This is a genomic window from Rothia endophytica, assembly GCF_928381505.1.
Lineage (GTDB): Bacteria > Actinomycetota > Actinomycetes > Actinomycetales > Micrococcaceae > Rothia > Rothia endophytica_A.
The window spans coordinates 1-18200 of record NZ_CAKMSJ010000003.1 but is presented as its reverse complement, the minus strand read 5'-3'; the positions used below and the strand labels follow the sequence as shown (position 1 = coordinate 18200).

At 58.3% G+C, this 18200-nt stretch carries 15 protein-coding genes; 6 read left to right on the top strand and 9 right to left on the bottom strand.

The features are described 5' to 3' along the window. Entirely contained in the window at window positions 1-717 is a 717-nt protein-coding gene (locus tag L6990_RS03955; RefSeq protein WP_237202779.1) for a glutamine amidotransferase, read from the bottom strand. Window positions 718-959: 242 nt separating this feature from the next. On the opposite strand from L6990_RS03955, the gene clpB reads away from it, so the two are divergent. The 3 genes from clpB to L6990_RS03940 all read left to right on the top strand — a co-directional run bounded on the left by clpB (window position 960) and on the right by L6990_RS03940 (window position 5069). Further along, window positions 960-3551 (top strand): ATP-dependent chaperone ClpB, encoded by a 2592-nt coding sequence (clpB, locus tag L6990_RS03950; RefSeq protein ID WP_237202778.1) that lies wholly within the window; start codon window positions 960-962, stop codon window positions 3549-3551. 174 nt (window positions 3552-3725) lie between these two features. Beyond that, the gene (locus L6990_RS03945) at window positions 3726-4685 is read left to right on the top strand and encodes a Sir2 family NAD-dependent protein deacetylase (protein ID WP_237202777.1); all 960 of its coding nucleotides are present in this window, start codon (window positions 3726-3728) and stop codon (window positions 4683-4685) included. Window positions 4686-4859: 174 nt separating this feature from the next. Continuing rightward, window positions 4860-5069 (top strand): DUF3073 domain-containing protein, encoded by a 210-nt coding sequence (locus L6990_RS03940; protein ID WP_237202776.1) that lies wholly within the window; start codon window positions 4860-4862, stop codon window positions 5067-5069. 168 nt (window positions 5070-5237) lie between these two features. Here the strand turns inward: L6990_RS03940 and purM are convergent, their stop codons facing one another. The 5 genes from purM to L6990_RS03915 all read right to left on the bottom strand — a co-directional run bounded on the left by purM (window position 5238) and on the right by L6990_RS03915 (window position 10116). After that, window positions 5238-6377, bottom strand: coding sequence for a phosphoribosylformylglycinamidine cyclo-ligase (gene purM / locus L6990_RS03935; RefSeq protein WP_237202775.1), 1140 nt, complete (start codon window positions 6375-6377; stop codon window positions 5238-5240). After that, window positions 6377-8107, bottom strand: coding sequence for an amidophosphoribosyltransferase (gene purF / locus L6990_RS03930; protein ID WP_237203098.1), 1731 nt, complete (start codon window positions 8105-8107; stop codon window positions 6377-6379). The genes purM and purF overlap by 1 nt, the downstream gene beginning before the upstream one ends. Window positions 8108-8269: 162 nt before the next feature. Continuing rightward, window positions 8270-8608, bottom strand: coding sequence for a hypothetical protein (locus tag L6990_RS03925; protein WP_237202774.1), 339 nt, complete (start codon window positions 8606-8608; stop codon window positions 8270-8272). Between the two features lie 126 nt (window positions 8609-8734). Next, window positions 8735-9118, bottom strand: a complete 384-nt coding sequence (locus L6990_RS03920; RefSeq protein ID WP_237202773.1) for a sterol carrier family protein — start codon at window positions 9116-9118, stop codon at window positions 8735-8737. Continuing rightward, entirely contained in the window at window positions 9118-10116 is a 999-nt protein-coding gene (locus L6990_RS03915; RefSeq protein WP_237202772.1) for an asparaginase, read from the bottom strand. The genes L6990_RS03920 and L6990_RS03915 overlap by 1 nt, the downstream gene beginning before the upstream one ends. Window positions 10117-10346: 230 nt before the next feature. Here L6990_RS03915 and L6990_RS03910 point away from each other — a divergent pair, with 230 nt between their 5' ends. Then, window positions 10347-11297 (top strand): hypothetical protein, encoded by a 951-nt coding sequence (locus L6990_RS03910; protein WP_237202771.1) that lies wholly within the window; start codon window positions 10347-10349, stop codon window positions 11295-11297. 48 nt (window positions 11298-11345) lie between these two features. Here the strand turns inward: L6990_RS03910 and L6990_RS03905 are convergent, their stop codons facing one another. The 3 genes from L6990_RS03905 to aqpZ form a co-directional block, all read right to left on the bottom strand. Continuing rightward, complete coding sequence (locus L6990_RS03905; RefSeq protein ID WP_237202770.1) at window positions 11346-14057, bottom strand: MMPL family transporter; 2712 nt, start codon at window positions 14055-14057, stop codon at window positions 11346-11348. Window positions 14058-14118: 61 nt separating this feature from the next. Continuing rightward, window positions 14119-14790, bottom strand: a complete 672-nt coding sequence (locus L6990_RS03900) for a TetR/AcrR family transcriptional regulator (RefSeq protein WP_237202769.1) — start codon at window positions 14788-14790, stop codon at window positions 14119-14121. 131 nt (window positions 14791-14921) lie between these two features. Next, complete coding sequence (gene aqpZ / locus L6990_RS03895; RefSeq protein ID WP_272879262.1) at window positions 14922-15689, bottom strand: aquaporin Z; 768 nt, start codon at window positions 15687-15689, stop codon at window positions 14922-14924. A 170-nt stretch (window positions 15690-15859) separates the two neighbouring features. Here aqpZ and purD point away from each other — a divergent pair, with 170 nt between their 5' ends. Together purD and L6990_RS03885 are read left to right on the top strand one after the other, a co-directional pair. Beyond that, window positions 15860-17140 (top strand): phosphoribosylamine--glycine ligase, encoded by a 1281-nt coding sequence (gene purD, locus L6990_RS03890; RefSeq protein ID WP_237202768.1) that lies wholly within the window; start codon window positions 15860-15862, stop codon window positions 17138-17140. Window positions 17141-17236: 96 nt separating this feature from the next. Further along, entirely contained in the window at window positions 17237-18163 is a 927-nt protein-coding gene (locus L6990_RS03885; RefSeq protein WP_237202767.1) for a phosphoribosylaminoimidazolesuccinocarboxamide synthase, read from the top strand. Window positions 18164-18200: the final 37 nt, after the last annotated feature.

Genomic DNA, 18200 nt, shown 5'->3' with positions numbered 1-18200 from the left:
TTAGAGGCCCACCGCGTCCAACCAGCCGTTGAGCACCTGGGCGGACGCTGCCGTCAAATCCTCTGCGTACTGGGACGCTTCGCGCCTGAAGACCGCGATGTCCTGGCCCGAGTCAACGATGTCAGCGGTGTAGGCAATGAGCCACTGCTCAACCTTACGGGGGTCAACTTCTAGGTGAAACTGTAGGGCTAGGGCGAAAGGCTTCCCCTCTTCGTCCTCAAGAGTGAAAGCTTGGTTCTCAAAATCAGAGGTGGTTGCCAGTGTTTCTCTGCCGGCAGGAATGCTGAACTGATCCCCGTGCCAGTGCAGAACGGGCGTGTTGCCCAGGGGAGCTAGCACGGAGTTTTTACCAGCTTCGGTGAGCTCTACCGGGGAGTAGCCCAGTTCTAGAACGCCGGAGGCACTGACCTCGGCTCCAGCTGCCACGGCGATTTGCTGGGCACCTAGGCAGATACCCATAACGGGTTTTTGGGACTCTAGGCGGTTCTTGATGAGCTCAACCTCTTCAAAGAGGAAGGGGTAGCTCTGGGCGTCGTTCACACTAATCGGGGCACCCAAAACAATCAAGAGATCGGCCTCTTGCACCTCAGGCATATTGAGAGGATCAATGCCAGCATCGCGGTATTCAACGGTGAAACCACGGTCTTCGAGGAGCTGCTCGTAGATACCGAGATCTTCGAATGCTACATGGCGGATGGCAAATGCGGTGCGAGTCATGGATCCTCTTTGGGTAATGGTGTTAGTGCTGCCATGTCAGTCTACTGAGATGTGCCAGGGGTTACTAGTTGAAACTCGTGGGGTGAGATGCCTCCAAAAATTTCTGAACGATGCTAGCGCAAATAAGTTGAGTGGAGTAGACTCAACTTATAGAAAAGGGCGTGGTTAGGTCGGTCCCACCGGTGGTAGCGGGCGTCCATCACCCATCTTAAATATCAACCTGCTCATAGAAAGAAGACCAAATGAACACTCAACTCACCACCAAGAGCCAAGAAGCGCTCTCGGCAGCCAATATGAATGCCCAAACTGCGGGCAACCCCAATCTAGACACCGCCCACCTGCTGAAAGCCCTTATGGATCAGCGTGACGGCGTGGCGGTGGCTGTGCTCAAAACAGCCGGGCTGGACATTGACGCCATCTCGGTCGCGGCATCCTCCCTCATTAAGAAATTGCCCAAGGCGGCCGGCTCATCGGTTGCCCAGGCCCAACCTTCCCGTGCCCTGCTCACCGCCCTACAAACTGCGCAAAACAAAGCAGCAGAGCTGGGTGATACCTATATTTCCACCGAAGTCTTCCTGCTGGCCCTAGCCGCTGGGAATGACGAAACCGCTCGCGCCCTCGAAGCAGAAGGTGCGACCGCTAACCATCTAGAAACCACCATCAAAGAAATGAGAGGGGAGCGAACCGTGAACACTCCTGACCCCGAGGGTACCTTTGATGCCCTGACTAAGTACGGCACCGACCTGACCGCCGTAGCCCGCGAAGGCAAGCTGGACCCGGTCATTGGTCGTGACAGTGAAATCCGCCGGGTGGTGCAGGTACTCTCCCGCCGAACCAAGAACAACCCCGTGCTCATCGGTGAGCCCGGCGTCGGTAAAACCGCTGTGGTTGAGGGCCTGGCTCAGCGCATGGTCTCCGGGGACGTCCCCGAATCGCTGCGCGGCAAAACCCTCATCTCCCTGGACCTGGGGGCCATGGTGGCGGGCGCCAAGTACCGCGGTGAATTTGAAGAACGCCTCAAGGCAGTGCTTGAAGAAATCAAGGCTTCAGAAGGGCAGATCGTTACCTTCATCGACGAAATCCACACCGTAGTTGGTGCAGGTGCCACCGAAGGCTCCATGGACGCCGGCAACATGCTCAAGCCCATGCTGGCCCGCGGCGAACTGCGTCTGATTGGTGCCACCACCCTGGATGAATACCGCGAGAACATCGAAAAGGACGCCGCTCTGGAGCGCCGCTTCCAGCAGGTCTACGTGGGCGAACCCAGTGTGGATGACACCATCGGTATTCTGCGCGGCCTCAAGGAACGCTACGAAGCGCACCACAAGGTTGCCATCGCCGACTCGGCGCTGGTTGCCGCAGCCAGCCTGTCCAACCGTTACATTCCTAGCCGCCAGCTCCCCGATAAGGCGATTGACCTGATCGACGAGGCAGCCAGCCGCCTGCGTATGGAGATTGACTCGGCTCCCGAGGAAATCGACCAGTTGCGCCGCGCTGTTGACCGCCTAACCATGGAAGAGCTGGCGCTGGCCAACGAAACTGACCCCGCCTCCGTTGAACGCCTAGAAGCCCTGCGCGCTGACATGGCGGATAAGAAGGAAACCCTGGACGCCCTCAACGCCCGTTGGGAAGCTGAGAAAGCCGGGCTCAACCGGGTGGGTGACCTCAAAACCCAGATTGACGAGCTACGTTCCAAGGCAGAAGTAGCCCAGCGCGAAGGCAACCTGGGGGAGGCATCCCGTATTCTCTACGGCGAAATCCCCTCCCTGGAAGCTGAGCTGGTTGCTGCCCAGCAGGCAGAGAACACCTCTGCAAACGCAGAAGCAATGGTGTCTGAGGAAGTCACCGCTGATGACATCGCAGAGGTTATCTCAGCCTGGACCGGTATCCCCGCTGGCCGCATGCTGACCGGCGAAACCGAGAAGCTGCTCAACATGGAGGGCGAACTGGGCAAGCGTCTTATCGGCCAGTCCAAGGCAGTATCCGCTGTTGCGGACGCCGTGCGCCGCTCCCGCGCCGGCATCTCCGACCCTGACCGACCCATCGGCTCCTTCCTCTTCTTGGGCCCCACCGGCGTCGGTAAGACCGAGCTTGCCAAAGCGCTGGCGGAATTCCAGTTCGATGACGAGCGCGCCCTGGTGCGCATCGACATGAGCGAATACTCAGAGAAGCACGCAGTCTCACGCCTGGTTGGTGCCCCTCCCGGCTACGTCGGCTACGAAGAGGGTGGCCAGCTCACCGAAGCTGTGCGCCGGCGCCCCTACTCCGTGGTCCTGCTGGATGAGGTGGAAAAGGCTCACCCCGAGGTCTTCGACATCCTGCTGCAGGTGCTGGACGATGGCCGCCTCACCGACGGACAGGGCCGTACCGTGGATTTCCGCAACGTCATCCTGATTCTGACCTCCAACCTGGGATCCCAGTTCCTGATTGACCAGGGGTTGGACGAGGACGCCCGCCGCTCCGCGGTCATGGGAGTAGTGAATGCCAGCTTCAAGCCAGAGTTCCTCAACCGCCTGGACGAGGTCATCATGTTCGATGCCCTCTCAGCCGATGAACTGGGTTCCATCGTTGGCCTGCAAATCGCAGCTATGGGCAAGCGCCTGGAAGACCGCCGCCTCACCCTGGACGTCTCCCCAGCAGCCATCGAATGGCTGGGGCTGGCTGGCTACGACCCCGCCTACGGCGCCCGCCCGCTACGCCGCCTAGTGCAGCGAGAAATCGGTGACCGCCTGGCCAAGGGAATCCTGGCTGGTGCTATCAAGGACGGTGACACCGTGCGGGTGGACGTCAACCCGGACGTCGCCACTGAGGGTCTAACGGTTACTGCCGCATAGGACACGTTCTGTAGAAGTAAATGGGTGCGCCTGAAGCCGACTGGCTTGGGGCTGGCATGAATCACGACGAGCCTACAGGCGAGGAGTGAGAGGGTCAGTCGGCTTCAGGCGCACCCATTTGCTTCGTTCCGGCGCGAGCCTGTTCCTGCATCCATCGCTCAGTAAGATAGAGCCATGGCCATTGATACCCGATTCGCAGGTGCTGCTGAGAGCATCAGCGCTAATGCTGACATTGCCGCAACCCATCGCGCCGCCCTGCGCTCCATTGAGCGGGTGGTGAACGAAACCGCTGAACCAACCGACCCAGCTACCGCCGCCGCGGGTGTCCGTGCCCTGTTGGATGCGGGTGATGTTCTGGTGTTGACCGGTGCGGGTATCTCAACCGGCTCGGGCATACCGGACTACCGCGGCCCGGCGGGCTCTCTCAAAAACCATCGGCCCATGACCTATCAGGAATTCAAGTACGATGCGGTTGCCCGGCAACGCTACTGGGCGCGGTCCTTTGTGGGCTGGCGGCAGATGAGCCGCGCCCGCCCCAATACAGCCCACTACCTTCTTGCGGATCTTCAAGCCCAGGGAAAGCTGGCTGGCATCATTACCCAGAACGTCGACGGTCTGCATTCAGCAGCCGGTGCTCGGGATGTGGTGACCCTGCACGGGGATTTATCCACCATTGAGTGCCTGGATTGCGCAGCGCACGAGAATCGTGAATCGCTGGATGCTCGTATCGACGCCGCCAACCCCGGTTATCTTGCCCGTCTAACTGGTGCCGACCTGCAGGTCAACCCTGACGGTGACGTTGACCTAGCCGATCGTTTCATTCGCGATTTCAGCATGGTGCCCTGCCTTGCCTGCGGTTCAACCAAGCTCAAACCGGCGGTGGTTTACTTTGGCGAAGCTGTACCTTCGGAGCGCAAGCAGGCGGTGCGAGAGCTGGGGGAGCGCGCGTCCTCACTACTGGTGCTGGGATCATCTCTGGCCGTCATGAGTAGCTACAAAATTGCTCTGGACACAGTGAGGGCAGGCAAGCCTCTGGCTGTCATCAATCAGGGCCCAGGCAGGGCAGATGCTAGGGCTACTTACCTATGGAGGGCTGATGTAGCGGATGCTCTCTACACTCTGGCAAGGCAGTAAAACGACCGTTCTCTATACTTGTGACTACATTCTTACGTCTCACCGGCAGAGCGGGAGGAAAATGGTCGCAAAAACCTGTACCCTTATATACAGAAAAGACTGAAGGTTTTTCTGGTACTCTTGTGCGCGCATGAGCAGGTAACCAGATACGAGCGATAAAGAGGGGGTCTCGCCATGGGGCGCGGCCGTCAAAAGGCTAAAGCAACACGTCAGGCTCGGGAGATGAAGTACTTCAGCCCCGAGACCGATTACACTGCACTTGAGAAAGAACTCAGCAAAAGCACGGGTTCTAGCAACCGATCATCTGCCTATCCGCGGCGGGATGACGAAGAAGACTATTCGCAGTACGCAGATAAATATTCTGACGACTACGACGGTAGATAACCCGCGCCCAACGCGGGTTCTTCCCGTCATATTAGGCACCTGCCGCACCAAGCGGCTAGGTGCCTTTTCTTTGACCTACCTCAAAAAAGGGCCAGATTCTTTAGAAGAGATCACCATGCTCATGGTCTCTTCTAAAAAATCTGGCCCCTTTGCTGCGCCCTTACGGATTTAGGCGTAGTTGCCCAGCAGCACTGCCGCGCCGCCGTCCACACCTTTAGCGCCCTGAACGTAGTCGGAGTTGCCCTGGTGGTCACCGTTATCTGCCTCTACGGTTCCCAGAACCCAGCTGGGAAGCCCGCGCTTGTTGAGACGCTCCACGGCAGCATCGGCCACGCTGGGGTCAACTACAGCGATCATGCCGACACCTAGGTTGAGAGTGCGCTCCAAGTCAGCCTGGGGTACAGAACCCAGCTCGCTGATGAGGCGGAAGATAGCCGGGATTTCCCAGCTGGAACGGTCCACCAGGCCCACGGTCCCGCGGGGCAGCACACGTGCCAGGTTAGCGGCCAGTCCGCCACCGGTGACGTGAGAGAAACCGCGAATACCGCTACCGGTCTGCCCGTCTTCACCGTTGACGGGGAAAGCCTCAATCAGGTCCAGGCAATCCGCGGTGTAGATGCGGGTGGGCTCCAGCAATTCTTCACCCAGAGTGCGGCCCAGCTCGTCCACCTGACGTTCTAGACCCCAGCCAGCAACGTTAATGACCTTGCGCACCAGGGAGTAACCGTTGGAATGGATACCTGAGGACGCCATAGCAATCAGCACATCACCCTCGCGTACCCGATTCGGGCCCAAAAGCTCATCTGCCTCAACAATGCCGGTGGCCGCCCCTGCAACGTCGTACTCATCTTCAGCCAGTAGCCCGGGGTGCTCAGCGGTTTCGCCACCCACCAGGGCGGTACCAGCCAGGGAACAGCCCTCAGCGATACCGCGCACGATATCAGCCACGCGCTCGGGTACCACCTTGCCGGTGGCGATGTAGTCGGTCATGAAGAGGGGACGGGCACCGGTGACCACGATGTCATCGACCACCATACCCACCAGGTCATGACCAATGGTGTGGTGAACATCCAGAGCCTGCGCAATCGCTACCTTGGTGCCCACACCGTCGGTGGAGGTCGCCAGGTAGGGCTTGCGATAATCTTTCAGAACAGAGAGGTCAAAGAGGCCAGCAAAGCCGCCGACCCCGCCCACCACACCGGCGCCGTGGGTCGCCTTCACCGCGTCTTTCATCAGCTCGACGGCGCGGTCACCTGCCTCAACGTCCACACCTGCTGAAGCGTAGGTTACTGCCTTATTTGCGGTCATTATGAGCCCTTCTTGGTGGTGGGTGAAACTTTGTCTTCGGGGAGGACGAGCGCCTCGAGATCGGCGTCCGGGCCAGGTTCGCACCCGGTCTTGGTGACGGGCTGCTGCTCGGTGCTCTGGGCAGGAGTGGAGAACTTCTGCTCTAGAGCCTCGGTGCCTGGGCGGGTATCAATAGAAACCGCTGTGGCATGCTCTGGTCTATGTGCGACCTCTCGCTCAACCGTTACTTCAGCGGCGGTACCGGCTAGGGGGCCGCCGTTCTTATCGGTATCGAAAATCGCTTTGCCCCGGCGCTCTTCAGCAGGCAGGGGGATGGGGTAATTGCCCGTGAAACAGGCGGTGCAGAGGCGTTCGCGGGGCTGCTCGGTAGCGGCAATCATGCCTTCTTCAGAGATGTACCCCAGAGAATCTGCACCCAGTGACTTACCAATCTCTTCAACGGTTAGGCCATTAGCTACCAGCTCAGAGCGGGAAGCAAAATCAATACCGTAAAAGCAGGGCCACTTAACAGGTGGGGATGAGATACGCACATGCACCTCTTTGGCTCCGGCCTCTCGCAGCATACGGACCAGGGCGCGCTGGGTATTACCGCGCACGATGGAGTCATCAATAACCACCAGGCGCTTACCCTCCACGACGCTGCGCAGGGGGTTGAGCTTGAGCCTAATGCCCAGCTGGCGGATGGTCTGGGAAGGCTGAATAAAGGTTCTGCCCACGTAGGCATTCTTGACGAGGCCGTTGCCAAAGGGAATGCCGGATTCCTCAGCGTAGCCAATGGCAGCAGGAGTGCCGGATTCGGGGGTGGGCATCACGAGGTCGGCTTCAACCTGATGTTCGCGCGCCAGTTGGCGCCCCATCTCAACTCGGGATTCGTAAACGCTCCGCCCACTGATAGTGGTGTCGGGGCGGGCCAAGTACACATACTCGAAGACACACCCCGCCGGCTTAGCCTCAGCGAAACGCTGGGAGCGTAGGCCGTCGGCATCGATCGTGATGAATTCGCCGGGTTCAACCTCACGCACGAGAGAAGCACCAACGATATCCAGAGCAGCGGTTTCAGAGGCTATGACCCAACCGCGTTCAAGCCTGCCCAAGACTAGTGGACGCACACCCTGGGGGTCACGCGCCGCATAGAGGGTGTTCTCATCCATGAAAACCAGGCAGAAGGCGCCAGAGAGGGTCGGAAGTAGATCAAGAGCTGCCTCTTCGAGGCTCTCAAAATGATGATCTTTCAGCAGAGCGGTGACCAATGCCGTGTCGGTTGTATTGCCCTGCGCTAGCTCTCCGCGCTCAGGTCGTTTACCCTCATTCTTCTGCAGCAGACGATCATAGAGGTCTGCTGAGTTGACCAGGTTACCGTTATGCGCCAGCGCTAGTGTGCCGTGGGGGGTGTCGCCCAGGGTAGGCTGCGCGTTCTGCCAGATATTGCCGCCGGTGGTTGAGTAGCGGCAGTGCCCAATGGCCATATGGCCGGGCATGGAGTTCAGCGTGGTTTCATCAAACACCTGAGAAACCAGCCCGATATCTTTATAGACGCTAAGGTGCTTGCCATCGCTAGTTGCGATACCGGCAGACTCCTGGCCGCGATGCTGTAAGGCGTAAAGACCGTAATAGGTAAGTTTTGCGACGTCTTCACCGGGAGCCCACACGCCAAAGACACCGCATTCGTCTTTGGGGCCGTGGTCTAGGGGATCGAGATCGTGGGTGAGTTTTCCATCGGAACGAGCCAAAGCGCGATTTTCCATCTCTTCTCGTGTGGTGGTTAGCCTCGTCACTGCCGTGTGGGGTGGGGCACGTGAGCGAGCGAACAAACTTAGTTTACCCGCTGTAAAGAGCTTAAAGAAGAAAAGCCCACCAGCGGCGTGTACATTCGCGCTGATGGGCCATTAATCCTAGACAGTATCTGAGGTGGCACTGTAAATCTTGGGCCGCTTAGAGGAGCGGCGATCCAGCAACAGCGCCAACACAATGAACAGTGCGGTGCAGACAGTGCCAAAGATGACAGCCATAACCCCGTACACCGCACCAAAGGTGTAGTTCTCGTTTTCAGGCCCTAGAAGAGTAACCACAAACGCAACGATTAAGCCAAAAACCAGCCCGGTAATTGCAAAAGCAGGGATGGACGGCGCGCGGCGCACGGTCAGCTGCGCGCGTTCTGGTGCAGTAGCAGGGTCAAAATGCTGGCCCAGGGAATACTGGGTCTCTTCGGTCTTCTCAGAAGGGGTGCTCATGGGGCTTAAGCTTACCCGGTTTAGAGCGTGCCTGGGGGAGCCGCCTACCTAGCGCTTGACTGATGCACCTGACAGGGCTTCGGCGAGAGCACGCCCCACCCAGCGTGTGGCTCATGGGTTGAATCTCTAGAAAAGCGGCAGGTAGTCGCTTAAATCTGAGCGCAACCCAGACGCTGAGATGAGTGCAGCCTTCTCACTCCAGGTGGCAAAGCCCAGGGCAACCTGGCACCAGGTCAGCGCGTCTGCCTCCACTACGTTGGGCGGAGTGCCACGGGTATGTCGAGGGCCCGCCACACACTGCGTCACGCCGAAGGGCGGCACCCGCACTTCCACCGAGTTGCCGGGAGCCAGGGTTGCCAGTTCCTCCAGCAGATAGCGGACGCCGGTTGCCCGGACGGTGCGGGGGAGAGTCGCGAAATCTGTGGCTGGGTCAGCTGAACCCAGGGCTTGTTGGATGCCAGCAAGAGCCGCCGCCCCGGCGTCCTCAGATACCTTACGCCGTATCGCCATTAAAGCAGCTCCTCAAAAGCCGCTCCCGGTTCGATAGCGCCCACAGGGGCGCCGCCACCGGTGATGGGGAAGGTGGTTGCTGTTACCGCGCGGTCAGCTGCATCAGCTTCAACTAAACCGGCTGCCTGTAGAGCGCGTACCGCTACCAGAGACGTTGCCCGGTTGGAGCCATCTAGCATTTTGACGGCTACGGCTGCTCCACCTTGCAGGCCAATGGCCAGAACTCCCTCGGCGCCACGCTTTACCACGGCGTCCAGAGTCTCAGAAAGTACGGTATCGCTGGAACCCACCCCGTGTACGTACTCTGGGTAGTCAATCATGGCAGTAGCAACGGTAGCTGCCCGGGCATCCGCCTTAATGTTGTAAGCGGCAGCGCCCAGAGTTGAATAAGCGCGGGCCAGGCCCGTCAGCGATGTTGCAGCTAGAGCGGCGCCGCAGCCATCAACGGAAACGTGCTGGGGAGGCTCCCCGGTGTAGTCCTCAATAGTCTGCAAAACCAACTGCTGCAGGGGGTGCTGGGGTTCAAGGTAGGTGGCGGTGTCCCAGCCTGATTTCACGCAGCCCCAGAGAAAAGCGGCGTGCTTACCCGAACAGTTAAAAGCCAGTTTCTGCTTGCCGTGACCTGCCTGCACGAGGGCATGATAGCTGGGCTCATCGGCGGGCCAGGCTGCCGGGCACTGCAAGTCATCAGCGGTTAAACCAGCTTCAGCAAGGACGGCCTGCGCCACCTTCATATGTTCAAAGGAACCGGTATGGGAGCCAGAGGCTAGAGCGATTTGCGCTCCCTGCAACTCAGCCCCCGCGTTCATCGAGGCAATGGTTTGCAGGGGCTTGAGAGCTGAACGGGCGTAAATTAACTCATCGGGTGTTCCAGCGGAGAAAGCGACCTGGCCGGCGGCGTCCAACACCACCACCGAACCTACGTGGCGGGATTCGGTGAAGCCCCCGCGGGTGACGACGGCGAGTTCGGCTGCTTGGTCAGCGGTAAAAGTCTGCATGGGTCAAGTCTACTGACGGCTGCTTATATTCCGCCCTCCGCACTTAGGAACTTTTCGCCCGAAAAGGGTTAATAAGGGGTAATTTTTAACCCCTTTTGGGCGAAAAGTCTGCAGGAATTTTTATCCTGCCAAGTGATGCGCGTGAAGGCCACCTGGGGAAAAGTCCGGCAGGTGTACACAGTTACCCTTCACCGGTGAAAATGCTTGCTTTCCTCTGGCACCCTGGGCGTATGAACGCAAAACGACGGGAAGTCGATATACCCAACATCTACACGACAAAAGCTGCTCGGCGCAACGGTCTCACCCGGGAACAGTGGTCCAAAAATAAGCGCTACCGGGTTCAGAGCGGTATCTATGCAAAGAGTGGCTACCGGCCGAGCCTTACCGAGTACCTCATGCTATCGGCGCAGAGCATGCCGGGGGCTGTGCTGGCTGGTGTCTCTGCTGCTCACCTACATGGCATGCGCTTGCCCTGGGCCATGCAGGAGGACCTGCACACCTATATTATTTGCCCCGCTAATAAAACCGGTTACCGGAGGCAGGGCGTAACCCGGCTTGAGATTCCCATAGAACCGAGCGAAGTGACCAAGCACAAGGGCGTTTACGTCACCACTCGTCAGCGAACCTTCTTTGATCTTGCACGGCACCTCAGTGAAGAAGAACTAATTGCGGTAGCCGATGGTCTACTGGTGGAACACCCCCATCGTTTTATGAAACCGCAGGTTAAGCGTGAAGACCTAGAAACTATGCTCGCTGAAAAGAAGGGTAGGTGGGGTGTACAAAAATGCCGTGCTGCCCTGAGCCGGGCCGTCAGCGGCTCAGATTCAGTGAAAGAAACCGAACTGCGCCTGCTGCTGGAAGATCACGGTGTGGGAGGTCTTGTCTGTAACGTCCCGGTCTATAACGAGGTGGGCTACGTCGTTTTTGAGCCCGACCTATCTTTACCGGCACTCAGAATTAGCATTCAGTACGACGGCGCCCACCACGGAGATTCTGCCCAATACCAGCGGGATATAGACCGGCAACACCGAACTGAAGCTGCCGGGTGGATCGAAGTGCGTATTGCCCGGCGGGACCTGACGGAGAGCGTCCTCCACGAAGATAGGGTTATCCCTCGTGCGGCGGCAAAGGTGCTCGGCGCGATTTCCGCCCGCAAAAAGTTTTCGCCCGAAAGGGGTTAAAAACTGGCTGTTTTTAACCCCTTTCGGGCGAAAAGTTCTACCGAATACCTAAACCGTTTTGGTCATTTCAGCTTCGAGCTTGGTGCCCTCAACATCCAGATCAGGCAGCACCTTATCGAGCCAGCTGGGGATCCACCAGACTCGCTCACCCAGAAGGTACATGAGCGCGGGAATCAGCGTCATACGGACCAAGAAGGCGTCAAAGAGGACGCCGGCGGCGAGGATGAAGCCGATAGAAGCAATCATGGGGTCACCCGAGAAGACGAAGCCAATAAAGACACCGGCCATAATGAGGGCCGCTGCGGTGACCACTTTGGCTCCATGCTGGTAGCCAATAATGACAGCCTTTTGAGCTCCACGCCCCTGGCTATGAGCCTCTCTCATGCCGGAGACCAGGAAGAGCTGGTAGTCCATAGCTAGGCCGAAGAGAATGCCGACGGCAAGGATAGGCAGGAAGGAGAGGATGGGCCCGGGGGTAGCAACCCCGAAGAGCTCACTAGCCCAGCCCCACTGGAACACCGCCACGGTGGAACCCATCGCCGCCAACAGCGAGAAGAGGAAACCAATGGTTGCGGTGACCGGCACCAGAATGGAGCGGAAGACCAGAACGAGCACCAGAAGCGAGAGACCAATGACGATACCCACGTAGATGGGAAGCACCTTGTAAAGGTTCTCTGAGATATCGATGTTCATAGCGGTCTGGCCGGTGACACCGAAGTTTATCTGCCCGCGGTCGGTATCCACGGTGAGCGCTCGCAGCTCGTGCACGAGAGCGGTGGTTGACTCTGAGTTGGGACCCTCGGCGGGAACGACCTGATAGAGCAGGGCTGAATGATCTTCGGCGACAAGTGCGGGGATTACACTGACGACGTGGTCCTGTTCCAAGATATCCTGACCGATGTCAACCTGAAGCGCTGCGGCTTCGTCCTCAGAGGTGCCTTCGGGCAGACGCGCAGCCGCAATCACGGTGCCGTTGCGCCCCTCGCCGAAGGTATCAGCAATGAGGTTGTAGCTGATGTTAGCTGCCGAGTCAGTGGGCTGGGATGAGCCATCAGGTAGCCCTAAACGCATGTCCGCTACTGGTAGCGAGAGAGAGCCCAAAGCCAAAACCACCGCAGCGATGGTGAGCAGGGGTTTCTTGAGGGCCACCGCAATCCAGCCGGTTTTCTTCTCTTCGTGAGCTTGGGCGGCTGCGTGCGCTTCTGCACGCACACTAGCTGCTGCGGTATCAGAGGGATCTTCGGACGCAGCCTGTTCAGCGCGCTTCTGGAGATGGGCGCGGTGCTTCTTGCTGATGAGGCGCCACCCAATCAGGGAGAGCAACGCGGGGGAGAAGGTGACCGATACGGCTACCGCCATGAAAACAGCGAAGGCAGCAGCGTTACCCATGGTGGAGAGGAAGGGGATGCCCACCACGTTGAGACCCAACAGGGCAATCATCACGGTGATGCCGGCAAAGACCACCGCACCACCGGCGGTGCCCGTTGCCAGCGCAATGGAGGGCCGGATGTCCATTCCCTGCGCCAGGTTGTTGCGGTGGCGGTTGAGGATGAAGAGGGTGTAATCGATGCCGACAGCCAGGCCCAGCATGGTACCCAGGGTGGGGGTAGTGCTGGTCATATCGATGACGCCCGAGAGTGCGAGGGTGCCTAACGCGGAGGCGCCTACACCAATGAGAGCCATGAGAATGGGCAGACCAGCCGCTACCAGGGTGCCCAGCATGACAAAGAGAATGATGAAAGCAATGGCCACGCCGATGAGTTCAGCGGTCATGTTCATGTGGGTCTCGACGCCCTGCATGGTCTGGTCAAAGGTCACCTTCAACCCGGCGTCCTCAACGGCGCTGATTTCACTGCGCACCGTCTCAAGATCTTCGGACGAAAGAGCTGTGAGCTCGTTGGTAAAGGTAACACCGGCGATGGCTGTTGAGCCGTCTTCAGAAATGGACGCCGCGTCGGAGGTCATGTCTAACAGAGCTGCATTTCGTTCCAGCTCCGTGGTGCCGCTTTCAAGGTCAGTGCGGCCCTGATCTAGCTGAGCTTGCGCATCATCCAGTGCCTGGATACCGGCTTCAGCTTCGGCACGGTTGCGATTAATCTCGGCCTGAGCTCCTTCTAGGGGAGCGCGCTGCTGGTCGAGTGCACCCTGCTGGGCATCGATTTCACCGAAAGCCTCAGCGGGAGCACCAGATGCTTCAAGGCCGGCGCGTGCCTCATCGAGCTGACGCTGGGCATCTTCTAGCTGAGCCTTGCCGGCGTCCAGGTCTGTTTGAGCTGCGTCAAGGGCTGCGAGGCCCTCTTCTGCCGCAGCGCGGTTGCGGTCAATCTCCGCTTGCCCGGCTTCCAGTTCACCGGTGCCGCTTTCCAGCTGGGAGCGGCCCTCCTCAAGCTGAGCCTTCCCTTCGGCAATTTCAGCTGCCACCTCAAAGGGATTGGTAACACTATCAACGGCTTCCAGCTCTCCAACTCGGGTAAGCGCACTCGCCAGAGCAGCCTTCTGGTCCTCGGTGAACTCGCCGCCGCCCTGGGTCTGCACAATTGCGGACCCGGTAGCGGCGTTAGTGTTCATATCAAAGGTTTCAGCCAGCTCTTCTTGAACCAGCTGTGCTTCGGTGCCTGGAATCGTGATTTCGTTACTCATCTCGCCCTTAAAGGCGGCGTAAGACCCACCGATTCCGGCAAGAATGAGAGCCCAAACGCCAATAACGGCCCAGGCGCGGCGGGCGGCAAAACTACCCAGCCTGTAGAGGAGTTGTGACATGCTTGTTGGTTAGCTTCCTGTGATGAAAAGTGGATGTTCTATATAAGGGCGTCTGAGGTAGCTAGTAAACCGGGGTTCCACTAGCTACCTGATCGATATTGCGGTGAATATAGGGCACGATGCGCGCCATTTCTAAATCTTTGGCTTCTGCTGAAAGAAAGGCGGGGTTGTGCTCAGATTCTTGAGCGAAAGCTACGAAAGCCATGAGAACACCCATTAATAGATTGACGGTGTAGAGGCCATTAGCAAGGCTCTGCTGAACCGTGAGCTGGGGGTAGGTGTGGTCAATGCTGCTGCAGAAGTGATCGCAGATGGTACCTAAAGTCAGCATGATTTCTTGCGTCATGCCTTCGAACTCTTCATAGGACAGAGCCGCTGCCAGCACAATAAATTTCTTAAGGTGTTCTTGCACCTGGGGGCTGTCCACCGCTGCGTGGAAGTGGTACGTGATAGCGGCAGGTATCTGTGAGGTTGCAAGGCCTTCGGGGAAGGGAGGGCTGGCAATAATGGGTTCTAGATGCTGAGCAATACGAAAGAGGAGGGCATCATCAATTTTCTTGAAGTGGTTAAAGATAGTGCGCTCTGAAACATCAGTTGCCTCGACCAGGGCACTGGTAGTGAGCCCGCTACGTCCCTTGCGCAAAACCAGCTGTTCGGCTGCTTCAGCAATTTTTTGTTTGGACGCGGTGGAGCGGGCACGGCGCTTGTCGATGGGGACCGAGTGTTTGAGCATATTTATACAGTAACTGCAATAATGCAGTTACTGCAAATAAATACCGTGTGGGTTTGGGCATAAGAAAAGCGGCCACCGTTGAAACGGTGGCCGCCCGAAAGCGTCAAAGCTAGGGTAGAACGCCTGCTAGCTTATGCCTCGAAGCGTGATGCTGCCTCGGGGAGCTCTTCGGTGTCGATGTCATCATCACCGGTGAGGAACTTGTAGCTCACACCTGCGATGAGGGCACCCACGATAGGAGCAACAATGAAGAGCCAGACCTGTGAGAGGTGGTCGCCACCCGCGAAGAAAGCAACAGCCAGTGAACGGGCGGGGTTAACCGAGGTGTTGGTAACGGGGATGGAAATCAGGTGAATGAGGGTGAGGGTCAGGCCGATTGCAAGGGGAGCGAAGCCCTGGGGTGCGTTCTTTGAAGTAACACCCAGGATGACCCAGAGGAAGACAGCGGTAAGGATCGCTTCAATCAGAAAAGCTGAGAGCATGGAGTAGCCGGAGGGGGAGAACTCGCCGTAACCGTTAGAGGCAAAGCCTGACTCGGTAGCTGAGAAACCGTCTACGCCTGAAGCAATAGCGTACAGAGCTACTGCAGCTACGGTACCGCCCACGATCTGGGTGATGATGTAGGGCAGGACGGCAGCGGTTTCAACCTTGCGAGCAGCCCAGACACCCAGGGTGACAGCGGGGTTGAAGTGGCCGCCGGACAGGTGGCCCAGTGCGTAAGCACCGGTGACAACGGTAAGACCGAAAGCGAGAGCTACACCTGCGTAGCCAATGCCTACAGGGAAGTTGTCAGAGGTTACAGCGGTTGCTGCGAAGATGGCTGAGCCACAGCCGCCGAAGACGAGCCAGAAAGTTCCTAGGAATTCAGCCCAGAGGCGCTTGGGCATTGGGTAGGTCATAGTGATCCCCTAAAAAATAAAGGTGCGAGGTAAAAATGCGAATGCCGTAGTCATACAGCAGAAGTTACACTACCCGAGGGGGCTGCTTGGCCCGAAACATATCCGTTATCTTTCGCGTCACTCCTGCTGGATAAACTGGTCAGGTTGGCCCAATCGGGTAGCCTAAGGATATGAAGGTTTTGGTACTTGGCCCCGGCGGGCGAGAACACGCAATTATCCGAGCTTTGCGGAGAGATCCATCTGTAACCGAAGTGCATTCTGCACCGGGTAATGCGGGTATAGCCGCTGATGCCCCGGTCCATGCCATTGACGCCAACAACCCCCTTGAGGTCGTTGAATTGTCTCAGGAACTTGCCGTTGACCTGGTGGTCGTTGGCCCCGAGGCCCCTCTGGTCGCCGGTGTATCCGACGCCCTGCGCGATGCTGGCTTCCCGGTCTTTGGCCCCTCTAAGCCTGCTGCCTTACTTGAAGGCTCCAAAGCTTTTGCCAAAGAGGTCATGGCTGCTGCCGGCGTCCCTACCGCTCTGGCTCGTGTGGCTGGTACCACAGAAGAAGCTGAAAGTGCGCTTGCTGCTTTTGGCGCGCCCTATGTGGTCAAAGATGACGGGCTGGCCGCTGGTAAGGGCGTAGTAGTCACCGAGGACTACGACGCCGCGCTGGCCCACGCCGAAACATGTTTCGCCGCCGATGGCACCGTTGTCATCGAGGAATATCTGGATGGCCCCGAAGTTTCCCTTTTTGTGCTTTCTGATGGCACTAACTGTGTACCGCTCTCGCCTGCCCAAGACTTCAAGCGTATTTTTGATGAGGATCGGGGCCCCAACACCGGTGGCATGGGTGCCTATACTCCCTTGCTTTGGCTACCTGAAGGCTTCGTTGAAGAAGTCATACAGAGGGTAGCTGCCCCCACTATCGCTGAGATGGCGCACCGAGGCACCCCTTTCGTCGGTGTACTCTACTGCGGGTTAGCTGCGACCTCCCGCGGCATCCGTGTCATCGAGTTCAACGCCCGTTTTGGTGACCCTGAAACCCAGGCAGTGCTGGCCCGCCTCAAAACCCCCCTGGGAGGGTTGCTCATGGCAGCAGCCAAGGGCGAGCTACCCGCAGACTTAGAACTAGACTGGGACCCCCGCACCGCCGTTGACGTCGTCATGGCAGCGGAAAACTACCCCGACACTCCCCGTAGGGGCGATGTCATCACCGGCATCGAAGCAGCTAACGCTCTTGAAAGCGTGCACGTAGACCACGCCGGTACCGTGGCTACCGACCGCGGCATCGAAACAGCCGGCGGCCGTGTACTAGCCGTAGTAGCTCTAGGCGAAGACCTGGCGGACGCCCGTGAACGAGCCTATTCTGGCGTTGCTGCGATTAGCTGGGATGGCGCGCAGAACCGCTCAGACATTGCTCTAGCTGCTGCTGAGAACCGCATTACCATTCCCACCCCTCTCTAAATAGGTTTATGACTGCTCACCCTCTGTACGGGTGGGCAGTCACAGTTTTATCATTAGCTCACACCTCACCCTGCATCACACACCAGGAGAACCACAATGACCAACACCCCGGTTGATATTCCCGGCTGGAAGCACGTTTATTCCGGTAAAGTCCGAGACCTCTACATTCCCCTAGAAGATACACAGGACGCGGTAGGAGTGAACCTCAGCGACGATGCTGAACTTCGCGCCGGTTGCGTCATGGTTGTTGCTACTGACCGTATTAGCGCCTTTGACCAAGTGCTCCCCACTGAAATCCCTGATAAAGGCAAGATCCTTACCCAGATGTCCCTCTGGTGGTTCGAGCAGCTCACCGGTGTTCCCAATCACGTGCTCTCCACCGATGTGCCTGAAGTTGTTGCAGGGCGAGCCATGATCTGTAAATCCCTGAATATGTTCCCCGTGGAATGTATTGTGCGTGGCTACCTGACCGGCTCAGGCCTGGCCTGCTACCAAAAGACCGGCATGGTCAATGAACACAAGCTGCCGGCCGGCCTCGTAGACGGCTCCCGCCTTGAGAACGCCCTCTTCACCCCTACCGGTAAAGCAGAAGTAGGCGAGCACGACGAGCCCATCACCATCGAGGAGCTCAACGAAGAAGTGGGCGAAGCAATCGCAGACCGCCTCGAGGAACTCACCCTCTACGTTTACCAAACCGCAGAGAAGATTGCCCGCGAACGCGGCATTATTCTCGCCGACACCAAAATTGAGTTCGGCACCGACTCCTACCGCGGTGAAATTACCCTGGGTGACGAGGTGCTCACCCCCGACTCCTCCCGCTTCTGGGACGCCGAGGACTACGAGCCAGGACGCCCCCAGGCGTCCTTCGATAAGCAGTACGTGCGTGACTGGCTCAAGAGCGAGGCTTCTGGCTGGGACGGCACCGGCCCTGTGCCGGAACTACCCGCCGAAGTGGTAGAGAAGACCCGGGCCCGCTACGTGGAAGCCTTTGAACGCCTGACCGGGCAGACTTTTAAGGCTTAAGCGCCAAAGAGGCGGGGGGACCCACCCAAAAAAAACC